This is a genomic window from Clostridium sp. CTA-1 (assembly GCF_054768215.1).
Window position 1 is genome coordinate 137,365 of sequence record NZ_BAAAAP010000007.1, and the last position, 20,301, is coordinate 157,665.

The following is a 20,301-nucleotide window of genomic DNA, read 5'->3' on the forward strand; positions in this document are numbered from 1 at the left end:
TATGAAAAAAATACATTTTTTTAGAATAATTTTATTTCTGTTTATAATTGCATTTCCTATATTTAGTATGAATTTAAAAAACAATCAAGTTTCAGATATAGATAATAGGAAACTTATTGAGCTTTCAGAAATATTTTCAGAAGGGAATATTATCCCCAATATAGAGAATTACATAGGAGACCGTATAGGATTTAGAACTCAAATGGTTAATATATATACTAAAGCTATGGATATATTATTTGATGAAATGATACATCCAAGTTATCAATATGGAAAAGATGGATATATTTTTGCAAAATTAAAAGAAAATGAAACAGATAGAGAGTTTCAAGAAGTTTATTCTAATTTTATATTAAATTTTCAAAATTACTGTATAGATAGAGAAATAAAATTTTTATATGCTACCGAACCTAGTAAAACAACAATATACTCAGAATTTTTACCACAGGGATATAATTATAACAATGGAAATCTAGAGTGTTTTTTAAGTCTTCTTAAAGATAAAAATGTTAATTATATATATACTGGAGAAGCTTTAATGGATGCTAAGAGTTCTAAACAAGTTTTTGATAAAAAATATGATGCCAATCATTGGAATGAAACTGGAGCTATTATTGGAATTTCATCTATATTAGACAGATTAAACGATTTAGACTCAAGAGTAGATAAGTTTGATATTAATAAATTTGGGCCTATAGAGTATACTAATACAACCCTTCCGGTTTCACATTTCGACATAAATGAAAAAACTACACACTATAATTTAAAAAAGAACAATTCTTTATCTATTACTGATTTCAGAAATGAGATTAAGCAATCTAAACAATTCACATATTTTGCTAATTATAAAAATCCTAATAATAAAGATGCTCCTAAGATACTTATTTTTGCTGGAAGTTATTTTCAAGGAAGAGATAAGTTTCTTACAGAAAATTTTTCAGAAGTAATTAGAATACATAATTATCATAATGTAATTGACTATGATTATTATATAAATGTTTTTAATCCAGATATAGTTTTATTTGAGTCTACAGAATATACTCATTCAGATTACTATTTCCCTGTAGAAGAAATGAAGAATACAACTTACAATAAGGAATTTAAATATTATTCTAATCTTCCAGAAAGTAAGTTTGCATATATAAAAGATAATACTTTTAAAAAATCAGATACTAATTTGATGAGTTTCTCTATTCCTATAGAAGGAGAAAAGTTATCTTATGCTTATGCTGATATTTCAAATAGGATACTAGATTGTAGAGTAAAGGAGATTAATGGAAAACAAGAAGTTGAATTTTCTATACCAACTTCAGAAATAGAAAATTTAAATAAATTTAGTTTATACTTAATTTCCGAAGATGAAAGTAGAATTGCAAAGCTCCCTTGTAATTTAAATTAATAAGTTTAGTTATGCAAAATAAAAATTGCAATTAGAAACAAATTTTATAAAACCTCCTATAATGCTATATAGGAGGTTTTATATATGTGGTAGATATATTTTGTATCTGATTTTATTTTATAGTAGTAACCAAAGTTATACTATAAGTATATAAAATATAAGAAGAAGCTATGGTAAAATAGTTAAATAGGATATAATTAAAGTATATAAGGAGTTAATTAATATTATATAAAGACTTAATTAATATATACGACAATAGAATTAGCAAAAGTATGTAGTTTGTAGCTTGGAGGTAGAGAACCTTGACCAATTTTTATAATTATACATGGGTAGATGTAGTGAAACACTTAAATAGTGATTCTTATTCAGGACTTTTAGAGAGCCAAATAGATTTACATAGAAAAAAATATGGTGTTAATGAATTTCATTTTGGTAAAAAGAGGAATATATTTTATCTTATACTAAAAGAAATAACACAATTATGGTTTATAAATATAATTTTATGTTCTATCTTATTCTTTATATCTAAGGAAATTATTTGTTTCTCTATATTAATTCTTATAGCTTTAATGAATTTAGTTTCTATAGTTTATATAGAATCAAAGGAGCTTAAAAATATAAATACTTTAGAAAAATTAAGTGTAACTGATTCTAGAGTGTTAAGGGGTAGTCTAAGTAAAAATATAAGTTCCACTGAATTGGTGGTAGGAGATATAGTTAGACTGAAACCAGGAGATATAGTGCCAGCAGATATAAGGATAATAGAAACTGAAAGGTTAAGAGTAAATGAGGCTGTAATTACTGGAGAAAACTATGCTGTAGAAAAATATTCTACTAAAGTAGAGGATAAGGAAATAACCACTTCAGAAATGAGAAACATATTATTTAAATCTTCAACTATAGTTTCTGGTGAAGCATTAGGAATAATAATAGCTGTAGGTGAAAATACGGAAGCTTTTAATATAATAAGTAAATCCTCAGAGGATGGGGAAGAAAAATTTTCTTTAAAAAATAAAATAACAAAGATAGCAAATAAGATATCCTTAATATTTTTAATATTAACTATTCTAGTATCTTCTATAAACTATGTAATGGGTAATGATTTACAGATTATAATAAGAAATAGTTCCATATTAATACTTTCATATATCCCAATTACACTTATTTTAATTATTATATTTAGTTCATTTATTATAATTAAAAAAATGAAAAAAGAAGGCATAGTTTTTAAAAATATATCTGTAATAGAGAAATTTGCTAAGGCATCTATAGTGTTTATAAATAAAACTGGAGCATTATCAGAAAAAACAATGTCAGTAAAAAAAATATATACTAATGGTAAATTTATTCCTTTAAACGAGGAAACCATAAAAATAGATAGAGAATTTAAAGAGGATCTAAATGTAACAAGGCTTTTACAAATAGGGATTTTATGTAATGATACAGATTTTAAAATAGGAGAAATAAAAAATATTAAAAGTGACTATGCAGAAATAGCTTTAACGGAGTTTGCCATGAGAAATGGTATAAATAAAAACTCTTTAGAAGAAGAAAATAATAGAGTATTTCAAATACCTTATGATACAGATAAAAGAATCATGACCACAATTAATAAAGTAGATGGAAATTACAGAGCAAATATAAAAGGGTCATTAGAAAGTATACTAAGTAAATGCACTCATATAATGAAAAATGGCATAGAAATGGAAATTAGTGAAGAAGATATAAATAATATAAAAATGGCTGATATGGAAATGTCCAAAGACAGTTTATCTGTTTTAGGACTTGCCTATAGAAGTTTTAATTATGAACCAAGTTCCAAAGAAAACGTAGAGAGTAACTTAGTTTTTGCAGGTATTATAGGCTTTGATAACCCTTTAAAAGATAATTGGGAAGAAGCTATAAATTTATCTAGATATCTTTGCGTATATCCTATAATAATTACAGAAGATAATAAACTTACAGCTTATTATACTGGAATAAAATTAGGTATATTAAGAAAAGTAAATCAAGTTATATCTGGTGTAGAAATGGATAATATGAAAGAAGAGGAAATTAAAGATAATATAGATAAAATAAAGATTTTTTCAAGAGTAAATTATAAACATAAAATAAAAATAGTTAATAATTACAAAGGTAAAGGTTATGTAACTGTTATGGAAGGCGCTAAGGTTAATGATTTACCATCGCTAAAATCAGCAGATGTAGGTATAACAGATTCCAGTAGTAGTTTACTTCAGAAATTTTCAGATATAGTATTAAAAGATTGGAGTTTGAAAAATTTACTAATGAGTATAGTGGATTGTAGAAAGATTTTGCAGGCTTCAAAAAATACTATAATGTATATAATAACAGTACTTTTATCTACATTTTTATTTTCTACAATAATTAATAATTTTTATTCTATTTCAGAATTAAAATTTTATATACTTTGGATTAATTCTATAACCATATTAATATCATCTTTAGCTCTTATGTTTCAGTATAAAGAAGAAGATTATTCTATAGACAATATAAAAGAAAAGCAAGATTTAATTAAACCAAATAAATGGAGAATAATTTTTACAGCTTTAATAATAGCAACTATTTCGTTTTTAAATTATAAGTTTTGTTATTCATACTCTAAAGAAACAGCTGGGATAAGTTCATTTTTTATATTAAATTTATTATCAAGCACTAGTATATATATATTTAGCAAAAAGATTGTATTTAAAAATAAAGTTTCTAATATGCTTGTAATTATAAATATATTTTTTCCTATAATTATAAGTGCTATATTGGATTATAGTATTTTATTTAAAATTTTTAATTTCCAATACTTAAAAATATTTTTAGGTATAATAGTTATATGGTTTATTACAATATTATTTAATAACTCAGGAAAAAAACTTTCWTAACATATTAATAACAATAATAGAATTTAAATATATATTAACCACCAATATCAATGATTAAAGAATCTTAGGATGGTTAAAATAATAATATGGAGGTGAAATGTTTCATGAGTTATAATATTTTTGAAACAGTTGTAAAAGGAAGCAATACAGTATTTTTAGATATACCTTCAGAACAATATTTTTCATATTATGATAGATTAGATAAAAAGTCAGCAGATAACATAGTTAAAGACTATTTTATTAACAGAGGAAATAAAAAAGATGCTGAAGTTATGGATATAGAATATAATGAATACACAAAAAGTGTTCAAATATTAGCAAAACTTCAAAGTTAAGGAGATAGTTTATGGAAAGACCATTAAGTTATTATGCTATTTCGGTTTTTTTAGGATGTATTTCTACCTTGTTATTATTTAATAATATATTATTAGGTGCAGTGTTTACTGCATCTTTTTTAATAATTATTTTTATAAACGAGGATAGCAAAAATTTTATTATAATTTTATTATTTTTTATTTTGGCTATGTTTAGTTTTTATAGTTATTTCACTATAGATGTTCCAGATAATATTAAAGTTAGGATTGTAAAAAAAGAAAAATACTATTGTTTTGGAGAATATAAAGGAAGAAATATTTTTATAATAGGAAAGACTAAAGATTTAAAAGAAGGATTAAAAACTACAATAGAGGGTGAATTTACAAAAGATATTAGATATAGCGGTGGATCTGTAGGGAGTTTTAAAGTAAAAAAAGTAAAAGGAAAAGAAGAAGATATAATATATAATATATATAATTTTAAGTCTATAGCCTATAATAAATTTAAAGAACATTTAGGAGAAAATAAAACTGCAATGGTAATGTCTTTATGCTTTGGAGAAACTAAATATATATCTAATACTGATAAAGACATATTAAAGAAATTAGGGGTTATACATGCAGTTAGTGTATCTGGTTTTCATATGGTAATAATATATAAGCTCCTAGAGAAGGTATTAGGCCTTACCTTAGCTATACCAGTGTCTTTTTTATATGTAATATTAACAGGTATGAAAGCATCAGCTATAAGAGCTTTTATAATGATTATAATATTAAAGCTTTCTAAAAATTTTTTTAGAAAGTATGATAGTTTATCTTCTATAAGTTTAGCAGCTATAATAATACTATTAAATAAACCACATTACATATTGGATATAGGTTTTATGTTATCTTTTTTATCTACCTTAGGTATATTATTGTATAATAAAAAGATATCTAGGATTCTTTATAAATTGCCACAGAGAATTAATTCCTGTGTAAGTCTTACGTTAAGTTCTCAAATATATACTTTCCCCTTTATGTGTTTTACCATTAAAAGCTTTGGGTTAGGTTTTATAATAGGAAATTTAATATTAGTACCTCTTTATGCTCCTATAGTATTATTAGGAAATTTAGCAATGATTTTAATAAAAATACCTTTTTTATTTAAGATTATAAATAAAATTATATATATATTTTTGATGATGGTAGAAGGAGCTCACTATTTACTCTCTAATATAACTCCGGATTGTATTTATATAGGAGAATTTGAGGGGATATGTTTTGTGGTTATATATATGAGTTATGTATTATACAAGCATGGTTATAAAAATGTAGAATATATGCCATTAAGTTGTATAATGCTTTTGATTTTATTCAACTATACTTTTTTTCCAAGTATAGATTTTTATAGAGAAAAAGATTATAATATTACAGTTGTAAGATATAAGTTTGATACTATCATGCTTTGTGATTATGAAAGTAATGCAAGTAAAAACATATTAAAAATAAAACATCAGGTAAAACCAGATAAAGTAGTTACAAATATAAAAAATAATACAAAGATAAATTTAGATAAAAATTTAAAAATCTATATTTTAAGTGGTGAAAAAGAACCTAATTGTTATAATGAAAGGTCAATAGAAAATAAGGAAGAATATAGTAATGTAAATATTTTATTAAAAAATAAAAACAAAAATATAATTTTTACAGAAAAGCCTATTAGATTAAAAAGTCCTAAAAATAACTATGTTATAATAAATTTAAAAGAAAAAAATTATACAGATATTTTAAATAAAAGATATATAGTAGTTTTTAATAAAATTTTATGTTTAAAATAAAGGAAATGTTAAATAAGGAGTGAACATTTTGTTAGATATACTAGAGTTTGAACAAAATACAAAGAAATATATAAATAATAATTGTTATATTTTTTGTGGACATCATGAACAATTGATAAAAGAAAATATAAAAAAAATAATAGATAGTAACGTAAATAATGATTTTAAAGATTTAAATTATGTTCAATTTGATGGATCACAATTAGAAGAATTTGATACAGTGTTTAATGCCTGTGAAACATTGCCTTTTATGAGTGAGAAGAAAGTAGTTTTAATTTATAGATCAGATTTTTTAGATGATAACAAAGGTGATAATAAAACTAAAAAATTATATAAAGATATAGACAATTATATAAAAAATATTCCATCCCATTGTATTTTTATTATGTATTATATTATGACTAATAAAAGAGATAAGGTTAGTTACAGAATAAAAAAATTAGATAATAAAGCCTGTATAATTACTATTGATAAAATTAAAGGAGCAAACTTAGAAAAAAGAGTAGAAAAATTCTTTAATGATAGAGGGAAAAAAATAGCTAAAATACCGTTAAAGGCTTTTATACAAACTATCGAAAATGAAAATTTAAGTTACATAGAAAATGAAGTTGAAAAATTATGTACTTATGCAATGTATGAAGAAATAGAGAAAAAACATATAAAAGAAATGTATGAAAGTATCAAAGATGAAGATATCTTTGATTTAATAAATTTTATATCTGAAAAAAAACCAAGAAAGGCTATAGAAATTTTAAATGAGTTAATGTACAAAGGACAAAAAATAAATCATATACTAGTTATGATAGAAAAGCAATTTAGAAATTTATATTTTGTAAAGATAGGTATGGAAGAAGGCAAAACTAAAGAAGAGTTAGCAAAAGAGTTAAAAATTCATCCTTATGGATGTAGTGTATTAATGAGCCAAAGTAAAAAGTTTACTTTAAAACAAATAGAGAAGTCCATAGAATTAGTTATAGAGACAGATAAAAAAATAAAAACTACCTCTGTTAATACGCAAACAGAAGTAGAATTACTAATAATAAATTCTATATGTGCTTAAAATAAATAAACCCGTTAAATACGGGTTATTTATTTTAAGCGTTTAATGCATTTAATTTTGCAGCTAATCTAGATTTTGTTCTAGCAGCTTTGTTTTTGTGGATTATTCCTTTTGAAACAGACATATCTAAAGCTCTAGCAGCTGTTTTGTAAGCAACTTTTGCTTCTTCAACGTTTTTACCTTCAACAACAGTTAAGAAGTTCTTTATTGTTGTTTTTAATGAAGATTTTAACATCTTATTTCTAAGAGTTTTAGTTTCTATAACTTTTATTCTTTTCTTAGCTGATTTTATATTTGCCATTTTTTCACCCCCTCGTGTTTTTATAGGGTTTTAGCAGTTTTGGGGAAATCTGCGTATGTAATAATCATTAAGATTTAACAAATGATATTATAACATTAATTATCATACACTTCAAGAGGATTTTATTATAAAAGAATAATTATAAAGAATCAGTAAAAAATATATTTAGAAGAAATATATTTTTTAAAGAAATTTAGGAGGATGTAAATATGTTTAATATAAGAACAGATCTAGCAATAGAAGCTAAGGAGATATATGAACAGGAAAATAAAAGTAAAATCGATGGGGTTCAGGTATTTGAATATAAAGAGGAAGATGTAGATATAACAGAGGTTAAAATAATAAATAATAATGGAGAATTAGCTATGAAAAAACCAAAAGGTTCTTACATAACTTTAAATGTACCGGAGTTTGCCCATTATGATAGTGAAACTTTAGAAAAGGTTAGTGAAATTTTAGGAAAAGTTTTAAAAAAGATTGTAAAAATAGATAAAAGCATGACAGCTTTAGTAGTAGGGTTAGGTAATTGGAATGTTACTGCAGATGCTCTAGGCCCTAAAGTAGTGTCTAAAATAATGGTTACAAGACATCTAAAAGAATTAGTACCAAATCAGATAGATGAAAATGTAAGACCAGTTTGTGCTATATCACCAGGGGTTTTGGGGATTACTGGTTTAGAAACTAGTGAAGTTATAAAAGGGATAGTACAAAAAATAAAGCCTAATTTAGTAATATGCATAGATGCTTTAGCTTCAAGAAAAACAGATAGGGTTAATAATACAATACAAATAGGAACCACAGGAATTTCTCCAGGAGCAGGGGTTGGAAATAAAAGAATGGAGCTTAGTGAAAAAACTTTAGGAGTTCCAGTTATAGCCGTAGGGGTACCTACTGTAGTAGATGCAGCAACACTCGCAAATGATACTATTGATATGGTGCTAGAAGATATGATTAACAACTCTGAAAAGGGTGGAAAATTTTATGAAATGCTAAAGTCTGTAGATACAGAAGATAAACTAGGCATGATAAAAGAGGTTTTAGATCCTAGATTAGGTAATCTTATAGTTACTCCAAAAGAGGAAGATATGCTTATAGAATCATTATCTAAAATAATAGGAAATGGGATAAATATGGCTTTGCAACCAGCCTTTCAATTAGAAGAAATAAATAAGTATTTAAATTAAAGAATATAATAAACAAATAAATATTTTAAATAACTAAAAAGCTGAATGATTTAAATTGTTTTTAACTAAGAGGTTAAAAGCAAAATGATTCCAAAAATTATTTTATAAATATAGTAATAAAACAGTTTTTTCTCTCATAAAATTATATATAAGCAGAATAGGGGGAGGAAAAATGAATTACAAAAGTATAAAGCCAAAAACAAATCAAAGTCATGGGAAAACATGGATAATTATATTCATGATATTAATTTTTTTTGTAGGAACAGTGCCCTGTGTGGCAAAAGCAAAGTCAAAAGTTAATTTTAATAAGAGAAATATGTTTTATGTCCAAATATTAAACTATGCTATGCCTACAGTAAAGGCTATTTCCTTTAATGAAGAAGATATGGCAGAAAATAAGTTCAGTTTTAAAAATCTTGTACTTCAGATGATAGGATTAAATATACATAATCCTATATCTTTAGTAGAAAAAGAAATGCCTGTTTTATGCCTTAATTCTTCAAAAGAAGATACGAAGGATAAAAGTATGGCATTAGACCCTTTTAAATTAGAAGAAAAAGAAGTATCAAAATATAAAGCAGAAGAAATGAAAGATGGAAAAGAAGATTTGAATTTGGAAAATAAAGTAGTAAATGTTCAAGAACCCAAATTAAAAAAGAAATTAAATCCTAAAAAACCAGAGGTGCTAATATATCATACTCATACTACAGAAAGTTACAAGCCTGGAGAAGCAAGTAATTTTGATAATGATAAAAATGTTTGTGCAGTAGGACAGGAACTGGCAAAAGAGCTTATGGACAATTATGGTATAAATACATTACATGATAAAACTGTACATGACGCTCAGGCCTATACACAAAGTTATGCAAGATCATCAGTTACAGTGGATAAGCAGCTAAAACAACATGGTGATTTTAAACTTATAATAGACCTACATAGAGATGCTGGGAGTAATAAAAAGGCTTTTGTAACAAAATTAAATGGAGAAAATGTAGCAAAATTTATGATGGTAATGGCAAAAAAGAATCCTCACTTTAATAAAAATAATAATATGGCTACAAATATAATGAATACTTCCAATAAATTATTTCCGGGATTTTGTAAGGGGATATATTATTATAACTATGGCACAAGATATTTTAATCAAGATAAAAGTAACAATGCAGTTTTAATAGAAGTAGGTGCAGATATAAACACTACAGGGGAGTCAAAAGCTTCAGCAAAATATTTAGCTAGAATTATTGCAGAATGTTTAAATAAATAACAAAATTGAATAAATATAGAAAAAATAGTACATCCTTATAGTAAGAATAAAAAAGGGGTGTACTTTTTTTATGGAAATAATAAAAAAGAAAAGAAAATTTAAATTAAATTGGAACAAATATAAGACAGTTATATTATTAAGTTTTTTAATAGCTGCAAGTGGATTTTTTATGGTAAGCAATACTATGCCTAAATTTGTAAAGGATAGGTCAAAGGTAGCTATTTATTTTACTAAAAGGCCTTTGGATATTAGATTTAGAACTGAAAACTATACAGTTTATATAAATGAAAAAATTTTAAATGATATAGGAGATAAAACCTATAAAACCTTCAATAATATGAAAAATTCTACAAGTAATTTTGTTAACAATATTAATAAAAGTCACAGTTTAAATAAAATAGGTAATGTGTTTTATAAAATAAAAGAGGAAGTGCTAGGAGTTTTTAATGGAAGAGGTGTAAAATAATAATAAAGAAGTAGAGATTTTCCCTTTTAGTTGACATATCACCGGAGTTTTATGTTATAATTTACAGTGATTATTTTTACAATTTTCGAGTTGAAAGTTTGTTATTAAAAACCTATATGTTATTTGGGGGTAAAGATATAATGCAAAGTGAAAGACAAAAATATATAAGAAATTTTTCAATAGTAGCACACATAGATCATGGAAAATCTACATTAGCAGATAGATTGATAGAAGCAACAGGAACACTTACAGAAAGAGAAATGGATACTCAAGTATTGGATAATATGGATTTAGAGAAAGAAAGAGGAATAACTATAAAGTCTCAAGCTGTAAGATTAATTTATAAAAGGGATACTGGGGAAGAATATACACTTAATCTAATAGATACTCCAGGACATGTAGATTTTAACTACGAAGTTTCTAGAAGTCTAGCAGCCTGTGAGGGAGCTATACTAGTAGTAGATGCTACACAAGGCATACAAGCTCAAACATTAGCTAATTGTTATTTAGCCTTAGATAATGATTTGGAAATAGTTCCGGTAATAAACAAAATAGATTTGCCAAGTGCTAGACCAGAAGAAGTAAAACATGAAATAGAAGATGTAATAGGTATAGAAGCGGAAGATGCACCTTTAGTTTCAGCTAAAACAGGATTAAACATAAAAGATGCACTAGAAGCTATAGTAGAAAAAGTACCAGCACCAGAAGGAGATGAAAAAGCCCCTTTAAAGGCTCTTATATTTGATTCATACTATGATAGTTATAAAGGTGTAGTTTGTCATATAAGAGTAAAAGAGGGCACAATAAAAGAGGGTACAGAAATAAAACTTATGAATACAGGAAAGGTTTATGAAGTAGTAGAGGTAGGAGTTTTTGTACCAAACTATATGCCCGTAGATGAATTAAAAGCAGGAGATGTTGGATATGTAACTGCATCAATTAAAAATGTTAGAGATGCCAGAGTAGGAGATACTATAACAGAGGCTAAGAGACCTGCTAATGAAGCGTTATCAGGATATAGACCTGCAGTGCCAATGGTATTCAGTGGGATATACCCAGTAGATGGAGCCAAATATGAAGAATTAAAAGAAGCCTTAGAAAAGCTTCAAGTAAATGATGCAGCATTGTCTTTTGAACCAGAAACTTCTATAGCCTTAGGTTTTGGATTTAGATGTGGATTTTTAGGTCTTTTACATATGGATATAATACAAGAAAGATTAGAAAGAGAATTTAATTTAGATATTATAACCACAGCGCCATCTGTTATATATAAAATAACAAAAACGGATGGAACTTTAATAGAGTTAACAAATCCAACTAATATGCCAAGTCCTTCAGAAATAAAGCTTATGGAGGAACCTATAGTTAAGTCATCTATAATAACACCATCAGATTACGTTGGTGCAGTTATGGATTTAGCTCAAAACAGAAGAGGAATATTTAAAGATATGCAATATTTAGATACTACTAGAGTATCTTTAAATTACGAGATCCCTTTAAATGAAATAATTTATGACTTTTTCGATGCTTTAAAATCAAGGACAAGAGGTTATGCCTCCTTTGACTATGAATTAATAGGATATAAAGATGCGGATCTTGTTAAACTAGATATATTATTAAATGCGGATATTGTAGACGCTTTATCTATGATAGTGCCAAGAGAAAGAGCCTATGCTAAGGGAAGAAATATGGCCCAAAAACTAAAGGAAATAATACCAAGGCAAATGTTTGAAATACCAATACAAGCAGCAGTAGGAGCTAAAATAATAGCTAGAGAAACAATAAAAGCTATGAGAAAAGACGTTCTTGCAAAATGTTATGGTGGAGATATCTCAAGAAAAAGAAAACTTTTAGAAAAACAAAAAGAAGGAAAGAAAAGAATGAGACAAGTGGGATCTGTAGAAGTACCACAGGAAGCATTTATGGCAGTATTAAAAACAGAGGAATAATAATATATAACTTAGGAGTGTTAGTTTTGGATAGAGAGGATAAAAACAAGGAAGTTTCACTGTATATACATATACCTTTTTGTATGCAAAAATGTTTATATTGTGATTTTACATCTTATGGTAAAAAAGAAGATCTAATGATGGACTATATTAAAGCCCTCTCTAAAGAAATTGTTGATAATACAAAAAATAAGATAATAAAAACAATATTTATAGGTGGGGGTACCCCCACCTATTTATCTTTAGAGGCTTTAAATATTTTAAAAGATACCTTAAAAACTATAGATAAAAAAGAAAATATAGAATTTACAGTAGAGGGTAATCCGGGAACTTTTACAGAGAAAAAACTAAAACTACTAAAATCAATGGGAGTAAATAGATTAAGTATAGGACTTCAAAGTTCTAAAAATACCCTATTAAAAACATTAGGTAGAATTCATAGTTTTGAAGATTTTGTACATAGCTTTAAAATGGCTAGAAAGGAAGGATTTAATAACATAAATGTAGATTTAATGTTTGCTCTTCCAAATCAAAGTTTAGATGATTGGAAGGAGACTTTGCTAGAAGTAGTAGATTTAAATCCAGAACATTTATCCTGTTATAGTTTAATAATTGAAGAGGGAACAAGTTTTTATAATTTATATAAAAACTCATTGCTAAAACTTCCTAAAGAAGAAGAAGAAAGAAAAATGTATGAGTATTGTATTGATTTTTTGAAAGAAAAAGGGTATTTACAGTATGAAATTTCAAATTTTGCTAACCCTAATAAAGAGTGTAAACACAATTTAGTGTATTGGGATTTGGAAGAATATATAGGTTGTGGAGTAGGGGCTCATTCTTATATAAATAATCAAAGATATGAAAATACTAATTCCATAGAAACATATATAAAAGAAATAAATTCTAATAATATTACTCAGATAAATTTTCATATTAATTCACAAAAAGAAAATATGGAAGAGTTTATGTTTATGGGACTTAGAAAGACAAAAGGTATATGTATGGATGATTTTCAGGAAAGATTTGGTCAAAATATAATAGACATATATGGAAGTGTAATCAATAAATATAAAAAATTAAATTTATTAATGGAAAAGGAAAGCAGGATATATTTATCTAAAGAGGCTGTAAGTATTTCAAATACTATACTTTCCGATTTTTTATTATAAGAGTTAAAAGAAAAATAAAGAAATTCTAAGAAAAAGTGAGATTTTAAAAAATTAATATAAGTTTTTTCAAAATATAAAGGTTAAACAAAGTTAAATATCAAATAGATAGGTTGACAAATAATTTGTACAATGTTAGATTTTAATCATAGTAATTAGCACTCATTGCTAGTGAGTGCTAATAAAAGAGGTGTCAATATGATATGGATGAGAGAAAAATCAGGATACTTCAAGCTATAATAAAAGATTATATTAATAGTGGAGAACCCGTTGGATCAAGAACTATTGCTAAAAAATATGATTTAGGAGTAAGTTCAGCAACTATAAGAAATGAGATGGCAGACCTAGAAGATATGGGATATTTAGAACAGATTCATAGTTCATCTGGAAGAAAACCATCAGATAAAGGCTATAGACTATATGTAGATAAGCTTATGACATTAACAGCTCTAACAGAGCAGGAAAAAATGCTCATAAAAGATCAAGCTATAGATTCAGCCTTATATGAAATAGATAAAACCATAAGACACTCTATAAGTATATTATCTGAAATAACTAAATTAACTTGTTTAGTAAAGACTCCATCTATGATAAAAAGTAGATTAAAATCAATACAAATAATTAAGGTTGATAAGTATAATTTATTATTGATTGTTATAACAGATAATGCCATGATAAAAAATACACTATTAAGAGTAACAAAAGAAATAGATGAAGGCTCCTTAATAAAAATAAATAATTTATTAAACCAAAAATTAAAAGGACTAAGTCTAAGAGAAGTAAATTTAGAATTATTAAATGAATTAAAAAAAGAAATGATAGGATATGGTGATATATTAAAAAATATTTTATCCTCCATATATGAAGCACTTACGGATATAGAGGATGCAGAAATATATATGGAAGGAACCACAAATATATTCAATTATCCTGAATACAATGATGTAGATAGAGCTAAAGAATTTCTATCTATGTTAAATGATAGAGAAAAGGTAGAAGAATTATTATATGTAGATTCTGATATTGCTGTAAAAATAGGAAAAGAAAATTTTGTAGAAGATGCAAAACAATGTAGTGTTATTTCAGCAGTATATAGTATAGGAAAGACACCCATAGGAACTATAGGAGTTATAGGACCTACAAGAATACCTTATGAAAAAATAATATCAGCTGTGGCTACAATAGTTAAGGCAATAAATGATACCTTAACTGATGACAAAAATATTCATAAATAACAAGCGGATAGATAGAATGGAGGTATATAATTGGAAAAAGAATGCAAGGATGCTAAACATATTAACATGGAAGAGGATTGCTGCTGCTCTAATAAAGAGAGTGAAAATAAAGAAGAAGATAAAGGCAAAGAAGAGGACTTAGAGTTTGAAGAAATAGAAAAAGAAGAAATAATAGAAGACTCTAATGAAGCAAAGATAAAGGAATTAGAAGATATGAAAAATAAATTAAAAGAAGAAAATAAAAAATTAGAAAATCAGATGGAAGAAATAAAGGAAAGATTAGTAAGAACAGTAGCAGAATATGATAATTTTAGAAAAAGAACAGCTAAAGAAAAAGAAGATTTATATGTTAGTGCCTGTGAAGATGTTTTAAAAGAGCTTCTTCCAGTTTTAGATAACTTAGAAAGAGCAGCAACTGTAGAAGGCTCTGTAGAAGATATTAAAAAAGGAATAGATATGACTGTTAAACAGTTTGAAACTTCTTTAGAAAAATTAGGAGTAGAAGAAATATCTACAGAAGTTGCTTTTGACCCTAATATTCATAATGCAGTAATGCATGTGGAGGATTCCAATTGTGGAGAAAAGGAAATAGTAGAAGTATTCCAAAAGGGATATAAAAAGGGTGAAAAAGTTATAAGATATAGCATGGTAAAAGTAGCAAACTAGATAAAAATTTATTATAAAAACCTAACAAATTACAAACTAGGAGGGAATATTAAAATGGCAAAAATAATCGGAATTGACTTAGGAACAACAAATTCTTGTGTATCAGTTATGGAAGGTGGAGAACCAGTAGTTATACCAAATGCGGAAGGTTCAAGAACAACTCCTTCAGTAGTATCTTTCCAAGCTAATGGAGAAAGATTAATAGGTCAAGTAGCAAAAAGACAAGCTATTACAAATCCAGAAAAGACTATAATTTCTATAAAAAGATATATGGGAACAGATCATAAGGTTAATATAGATAACACAGAATATACACCACAACAAATATCAGCTATGGTACTTCAAAAATTAAAAGCAGATGCAGAGGCGTATCTTGGAGAAAAAGTAACTCAAGCAGTTATAACAGTGCCAGCTTATTTTAATGATAGTCAAAGACAAGCGACAAAGGATGCTGGAAAAATAGCTGGACTTGAAGTTTTAAGAATAATAAATGAACCAACAGCTGCATCATTAGCTTATGGTTTAGATAAAATGGATACAAATGAAAAAATATTAGTTTATGACCTAGGTGGTGGTACTTTTGACGTATCGATATTAGAACTAGGTGATGGAGTATTCGAAGTTAAGGCTACTAATGGAGATACAAAATTAGGTGGAGATGACTTTGACCAAAAATTAATAGATTATATAGCTGAAACATTTAAAGCTGAAAATGGAATAGATTTAAGAAATGATAAAATGGCTATACAAAGATTAAAAGAAGCTGCAGAAAAAGCTAAAATAGAATTATCATCAGCAACACAAACAAATATAAATTTACCATTTATAACAGCAGATGCAACAGGTCCAAAACACATAGACATGAACTTAACAAGAGCTAAATTCAATGAATTAACTCATGATTTGGTACAACGTACATTAGAACCAATTAAAAAATCATTAGAAGGTTCAGGATATGCAATGTCTGATATAGATAAAATAATAATGGTTGGTGGATCAACAAGAATACCAGCTGTTCAAGATGCAGTTAAAGACTTCACAGGAAAAGAATTAAGTAAAGGGGTTAACCCAGACGAAGTTGTTGCAATGGGTGCTGCTATTCAGGCAGGAGTTTTAACAGGAGAAGTTAAGGATGTATTACTTTTAGATGTTACTCCATTAACACTAGGAATAGAAACATTTGGAGGAGTTTCAACTACGTTAATAGAAAAAAATACAACAATACCTACAAGAAAGAGCCAAGTATTTTCTACAGCAGCAGACGGTCAAACATCAGTTGAAATACACGTAGTACAAGGTGAAAGATCAATGGCAGCTGATAACAAGACATTAGGAAGATTTACTTTATCAGGGATAGCTCCAGCTCCAAGAGGAATACCTCAAATAGAAGTAACTTTTGATATAGATGCTAATGGGATAGTTAATGTATCTGCTAAGGATAAAGGAACAGGAAAAGAAGCTAATATAACAATAACAGCTTCAACAAATTTAACAGATGATGAAATAGAAAAAGCTGTAAATGAAGCTAAGAAATTTGAAGCAGAAGATAAAAAGAGAAAAGAATCTATAGAAATTAAAAACAATGCAGATCAAATAGTATATCAAACAGAAAAAACATTAACTGATTTAGGAGATAAAGTGTCAGCTGAAGATAAAGCTACTATAGAAGAAAAAGTAAAAGCAGTTAAAGATGTTAAAGAGGGAGAAGATTTAGAAGCTATTAAGAAAGCAACTGAAGATTTAACTCAAACATTCTATGGAATATCTTCAAAGATATATCAACAAGCTAACCCAGAAGGAGCTCAAGGTGCAGGTTTTGATCCTAATAATATGGGTGGAGCAAATGCGGGCAATGCTTCAGCAGAAAATGACAAAAAAGATGATAATGTAGTAGATGCAGATTTTAAAGTTGAAGATGATAAATAAAAAATAAATGACAAATACTAAAAAATTGTATAATATATAATAGGTATGACTTAAGGGAGGGAGTTTGTACTCCTCCCTTAATTTAAGTACAAAAACAATTTTAAATTACATTCAATTAGATATTAGGTGGTGAAAAAGAGGAATGCCAAGCAAGGATTATTATGCATTACTTGGATTAGAAAAAGGTGCTAGTGAAGAAGACATAAAAAAAGCTTTTAGAAAATTAGCTATAAAATATCATCCGGATAAAAACAAAGGTAACAAAGAGGCTGAAGAAAAATTTAAAGAAATAAATGAAGCTTATCAGGTACTTTCAGATCCTCAAAAGAAAGCTCAATATGATCAATTCGGAACTACAGATTTTAATGGAGCAGGGGGATTTGATCCATCAGGCTTTGGAGGTTTCGATTTTTCAGATATGGGAGGCTTTGGAGATATATTTGATTCCTTCTTTGGAGGGGGATTTTCTTCTGGTGGGAGAAGAAAAAATGGACCTCAAAGAGGTGCGGATATAGAAACTGCTATTAATTTAACCTTTGAAGAAGCGGTATTCGGAGCGGAAAAAGAAATATCTGTAAATAAACATGAAAATTGTGATAATTGTAATGGAACTGGTGCAAAACCAGGAACAAGTGCAAAAACTTGCGATAAATGTGGTGGCACTGGAAGAATTAGAATTCAAAAGAACACTATATTAGGAAGCATGGTAACAGAAACTTCCTGTGACAAATGTGGTGGGAATGGAAAAGTTATAGAAAATCCATGTAATAAGTGCCATGGAAAAGGAAAAATTAGAAAAAATAAAAAGATTAAAGTTAAAATACCAGCAGGGGTAGATACAGGAAATGTTATTCCACTAAGAGGTCAAGGTGAACCAGGAAATAATGGAGGACCAACAGGAGACTTATATATAAATATAAGAGTAGATTCCCACCCTACCTTTAAGAGAAAAGGCTTTGATGTTTATATAGAAAAGCATATAAGTTTTGCTCAAGCTGCTTTAGGTGTTGAGATAAAAGTACCTACAGTAGATGGAGATGTTAAATACGAAGTACCAGCGGGAACGCAACCAGGGACTGTATTTAGGTTAAAAGGTAAGGGAGTACCAAGAATAAATAGTACAGCTAGAGGAAATCAATATGTTACTATAATAGTAGATATACCAAAGAAATTAAATAACAAGCAAAAGGAAGCCCTAGCTATGTATATGGATGCTAGTGGAGAAACTGTAGAAGGAAAAGAAAAGGATACTATTTTTGAAAAGATAAAAAAAGGATTCAAAGATTAATATAAGGAAAGTGCAGTGCACTTTCCTTATATTTTGTGGTGGATTTTCAGATTTTTAGGTATAATATATTAATAGTGTTAGAGAAAATTTTATCCGATGACTACCCGCTCTAATACTCCCATCTTTTTCAAAGTGGGAGTAGAGAGCGGCTACGTCCCTGGATAACGATTTCCCCTAAAGGATAACGACTTCTAAGGAGTAAAACTCCTAAGAATTCTGTTAATAAGCTTTAGGGGGAGTGAAAACTCCCTCTGAAACCAAGAACTATGTTTATGAAGTGATTTTTAGTTTCACAAGTAGAGTTTGCTTAAAAGGAATAGTTGGCTAATAATAGCTTTTTATTTTAAGGAGGAATTTTTTATGGATAAAGAATGGTTAGAGGTTTGTATATATACAAGTAGCGAGGCTTTGGAAGCTATATCAGGCATATTATACAATACAGGTGTAAAAGGAGTTTCAATAGAAGATCCTAAGGATATTGAGTTTAAAAAGAAGCATCCTGGAGATTGGGATTATTTTGATGAAACTTTATTAACAGTTAAGGATACTGCTATAGTAAAGGGATATTACAAAGAGGATGATAAGTTTAATGAGTATTTAGATTACATAAAAGAATCTATAAGTAACTTAGGTCAATTTGGGATAGACAAAGGGGAAGGGTTAGTAGAAGTTCACAAGGTAAATGAAGAAGATTGGGAAAATAATTGGAAAAAATATTATAAACCAACTAAGGTTTCAGATAAAATAGTTATAAAACCTATTTGGGAAAATTATGATAAAAAAGAAGAGGAAATAATAGTACAGTTAGATCCAGGTATGGCTTTTGGTACAGGAACTCATGAAACCACAAGAATGTGTATAAATGCTTTAGAAAAATACATAAAAGAGGATAAAACTGTGTTTGATATAGGTTGTGGATCTGGAATACTATCTATAGCATCAGCAAAATTAGGGGCTAAACATGTAATAGGTGTAGATTTGGATCCAGTAGCTGTTAAATCCTCTAAAGAAAATATTAAATATAATAATTTAGACAACATAGAAATATTAGAAGGTAATTTAATGGAAGTAGTAGAGGGCAGAGCAAATATAGTAGTAGCTAATATAATAGCAGATGTCATAATATTTTTAACAGAAGGTGTTAAAGCGTTTATAGAAAAAGACGGGTATTTTATAGCTTCTGGTATAATAAATTCAAGAAAAGAGGATGTTATTAAAAAGTTAGAAGAAACAGGTTTTGTAATAGAAGAAGTAAAAGAAGAGGGAGAATGGGTTTGTATAGTATCTAAAATAAACTAAAATTATTTTAATAATTTTATAAAAAGTGTATTTTAGAATATAAAAATTTGTATTTGGGGTTCCCTTT

The 20,301-nt window shown here is 27.3% G+C and carries 16 protein-coding genes; 15 read left to right on the forward strand and 1 reads right to left on the reverse strand.

Annotation, left to right across the window (positions count from 1 at the left end; genetic code table 11):
• Position 1: 1 nt before the first annotated feature.
• From ACYUEW_RS07760 to holA, 5 genes are all read left to right on the forward strand, one after another.
• Positions 2-1,399 (forward strand): hypothetical protein, encoded by a 1,398-nt coding sequence (locus ACYUEW_RS07760; RefSeq protein ID WP_003483950.1) that lies wholly within the window; start codon positions 2-4, stop codon positions 1,397-1,399.
• A gap of 302 nt (positions 1,400-1,701) precedes the next feature.
• Positions 1,702-4,296, forward strand: a complete 2,595-nt coding sequence (locus tag ACYUEW_RS07765; RefSeq protein WP_003483951.1) for a P-type ATPase — start codon at positions 1,702-1,704, stop codon at positions 4,294-4,296.
• Positions 4,297-4,400: 104 nt separating this feature from the next.
• A complete protein-coding gene (locus ACYUEW_RS07770) occupies positions 4,401-4,631 on the forward strand; it encodes a hypothetical protein (RefSeq protein ID WP_030036445.1) in 231 nt (76 codons plus the stop codon).
• Positions 4,632-4,642: 11 nt separating this feature from the next.
• Positions 4,643-6,430 carry a ComEC/Rec2 family competence protein gene (locus ACYUEW_RS07775; RefSeq protein ID WP_003483953.1) on the forward strand — a complete coding sequence of 596 codons (1,788 nt, stop codon included), beginning with the start codon at positions 4,643-4,645 and terminating at the stop codon, positions 6,428-6,430.
• A 28-nt stretch (positions 6,431-6,458) separates the two neighbouring features.
• On the forward strand, positions 6,459-7,490 hold the full coding sequence (gene holA, locus ACYUEW_RS07780; protein ID WP_003483954.1) for a DNA polymerase III subunit delta: 1,032 nt from the start codon (positions 6,459-6,461) through the stop codon (positions 7,488-7,490).
• A 34-nt stretch (positions 7,491-7,524) separates the two neighbouring features.
• Here holA and rpsT read toward each other — a convergent pair whose 3' ends face one another.
• A complete protein-coding gene (gene rpsT, locus ACYUEW_RS07785) occupies positions 7,525-7,791 on the reverse strand; it encodes a 30S ribosomal protein S20 (protein WP_003483955.1) in 267 nt (88 codons plus the stop codon).
• A 209-nt stretch (positions 7,792-8,000) separates the two neighbouring features.
• Here rpsT and gpr point away from each other — a divergent pair, with 209 nt between their 5' ends.
• From gpr to prmA, 10 genes are all read left to right on the forward strand, one after another.
• Entirely contained in the window at positions 8,001-8,975 is a 975-nt protein-coding gene (gene gpr, locus ACYUEW_RS07790) for a GPR endopeptidase (protein ID WP_043032240.1), read from the forward strand.
• A gap of 172 nt (positions 8,976-9,147) precedes the next feature.
• On the forward strand, positions 9,148-10,239 hold the full coding sequence (locus ACYUEW_RS07795; protein ID WP_003483957.1) for a stage II sporulation protein P: 1,092 nt from the start codon (positions 9,148-9,150) through the stop codon (positions 10,237-10,239).
• Between the two features lie 70 nt (positions 10,240-10,309).
• Positions 10,310-10,705 carry a hypothetical protein gene (locus ACYUEW_RS07800; RefSeq protein WP_003483958.1) on the forward strand — a complete coding sequence of 132 codons (396 nt, stop codon included), beginning with the start codon at positions 10,310-10,312 and terminating at the stop codon, positions 10,703-10,705.
• Between the two features lie 140 nt (positions 10,706-10,845).
• Positions 10,846-12,654: a translation elongation factor 4 gene (gene lepA / locus ACYUEW_RS07805; protein ID WP_043032239.1), complete on the forward strand. Its 1,809-nt coding sequence runs from the start codon at positions 10,846-10,848 to the stop codon at positions 12,652-12,654.
• 26 nt (positions 12,655-12,680) lie between these two features.
• On the forward strand, positions 12,681-13,823 hold the full coding sequence (hemW, locus tag ACYUEW_RS07810) for a radical SAM family heme chaperone HemW (RefSeq protein WP_042384395.1): 1,143 nt from the start codon (positions 12,681-12,683) through the stop codon (positions 13,821-13,823).
• Positions 13,824-14,023: 200 nt separating this feature from the next.
• Positions 14,024-15,055: a heat-inducible transcriptional repressor HrcA gene (gene hrcA / locus ACYUEW_RS07815; RefSeq protein WP_003483966.1), complete on the forward strand. Its 1,032-nt coding sequence runs from the start codon at positions 14,024-14,026 to the stop codon at positions 15,053-15,055.
• 30 nt (positions 15,056-15,085) lie between these two features.
• Complete coding sequence (gene grpE / locus ACYUEW_RS07820) at positions 15,086-15,721, forward strand: nucleotide exchange factor GrpE (RefSeq protein WP_003483968.1); 636 nt, start codon at positions 15,086-15,088, stop codon at positions 15,719-15,721.
• Positions 15,722-15,775: 54 nt separating this feature from the next.
• On the forward strand, positions 15,776-17,647 hold the full coding sequence (gene dnaK, locus ACYUEW_RS07825; protein WP_003483970.1) for a molecular chaperone DnaK: 1,872 nt from the start codon (positions 15,776-15,778) through the stop codon (positions 17,645-17,647).
• Positions 17,648-17,789: 142 nt separating this feature from the next.
• Positions 17,790-18,935, forward strand: a complete 1,146-nt coding sequence (dnaJ, locus tag ACYUEW_RS07830) for a molecular chaperone DnaJ (RefSeq protein WP_003483972.1) — start codon at positions 17,790-17,792, stop codon at positions 18,933-18,935.
• 360 nt (positions 18,936-19,295) lie between these two features.
• Positions 19,296-20,234: a 50S ribosomal protein L11 methyltransferase gene (prmA, locus tag ACYUEW_RS07835; protein WP_003483973.1), complete on the forward strand. Its 939-nt coding sequence runs from the start codon at positions 19,296-19,298 to the stop codon at positions 20,232-20,234.
• Positions 20,235-20,301 lie beyond the last annotated feature (67 nt).

What these genes read in the sequence shown, in the direction of transcription:
- gpr (WP_043032240.1), top strand. Translation starts at nt 8,001, where the DNA reads ATGTTTAATATAAGAACAGATCTAGCAATAGAAGCTAAGGAGATATAT.
- ACYUEW_RS07775 (WP_003483953.1), top strand. Translation starts at nt 4,643, where the DNA reads ATGGAAAGACCATTAAGTTATTATGCTATTTCGGTTTTTTTAGGATGT.
- ACYUEW_RS07795 (WP_003483957.1), top strand. Translation starts at nt 9,148, where the DNA reads ATGAATTACAAAAGTATAAAGCCAAAAACAAATCAAAGTCATGGGAAA.
- ACYUEW_RS07800 (WP_003483958.1), top strand. Translation starts at nt 10,310, where the DNA reads ATGGAAATAATAAAAAAGAAAAGAAAATTTAAATTAAATTGGAACAAA.
- prmA (WP_003483973.1), top strand. Translation starts at nt 19,296, where the DNA reads ATGGATAAAGAATGGTTAGAGGTTTGTATATATACAAGTAGCGAGGCT.
- dnaK (WP_003483970.1), top strand. Translation starts at nt 15,776, where the DNA reads ATGGCAAAAATAATCGGAATTGACTTAGGAACAACAAATTCTTGTGTA.
- ACYUEW_RS07760 (WP_003483950.1), top strand. Translation starts at nt 2, where the DNA reads ATGAAAAAAATACATTTTTTTAGAATAATTTTATTTCTGTTTATAATT.
- dnaJ (WP_003483972.1), top strand. Translation starts at nt 17,790, where the DNA reads ATGCCAAGCAAGGATTATTATGCATTACTTGGATTAGAAAAAGGTGCT.
- hrcA (WP_003483966.1), top strand. Translation starts at nt 14,024, where the DNA reads ATGGATGAGAGAAAAATCAGGATACTTCAAGCTATAATAAAAGATTAT.
- rpsT (WP_003483955.1), bottom strand. Translation starts at nt 7,791, where the DNA reads ATGGCAAATATAAAATCAGCTAAGAAAAGAATAAAAGTTATAGAAACT.
- lepA (WP_043032239.1), top strand. Translation starts at nt 10,846, where the DNA reads ATGCAAAGTGAAAGACAAAAATATATAAGAAATTTTTCAATAGTAGCA.
- ACYUEW_RS07770 (WP_030036445.1), top strand. Translation starts at nt 4,401, where the DNA reads ATGAGTTATAATATTTTTGAAACAGTTGTAAAAGGAAGCAATACAGTA.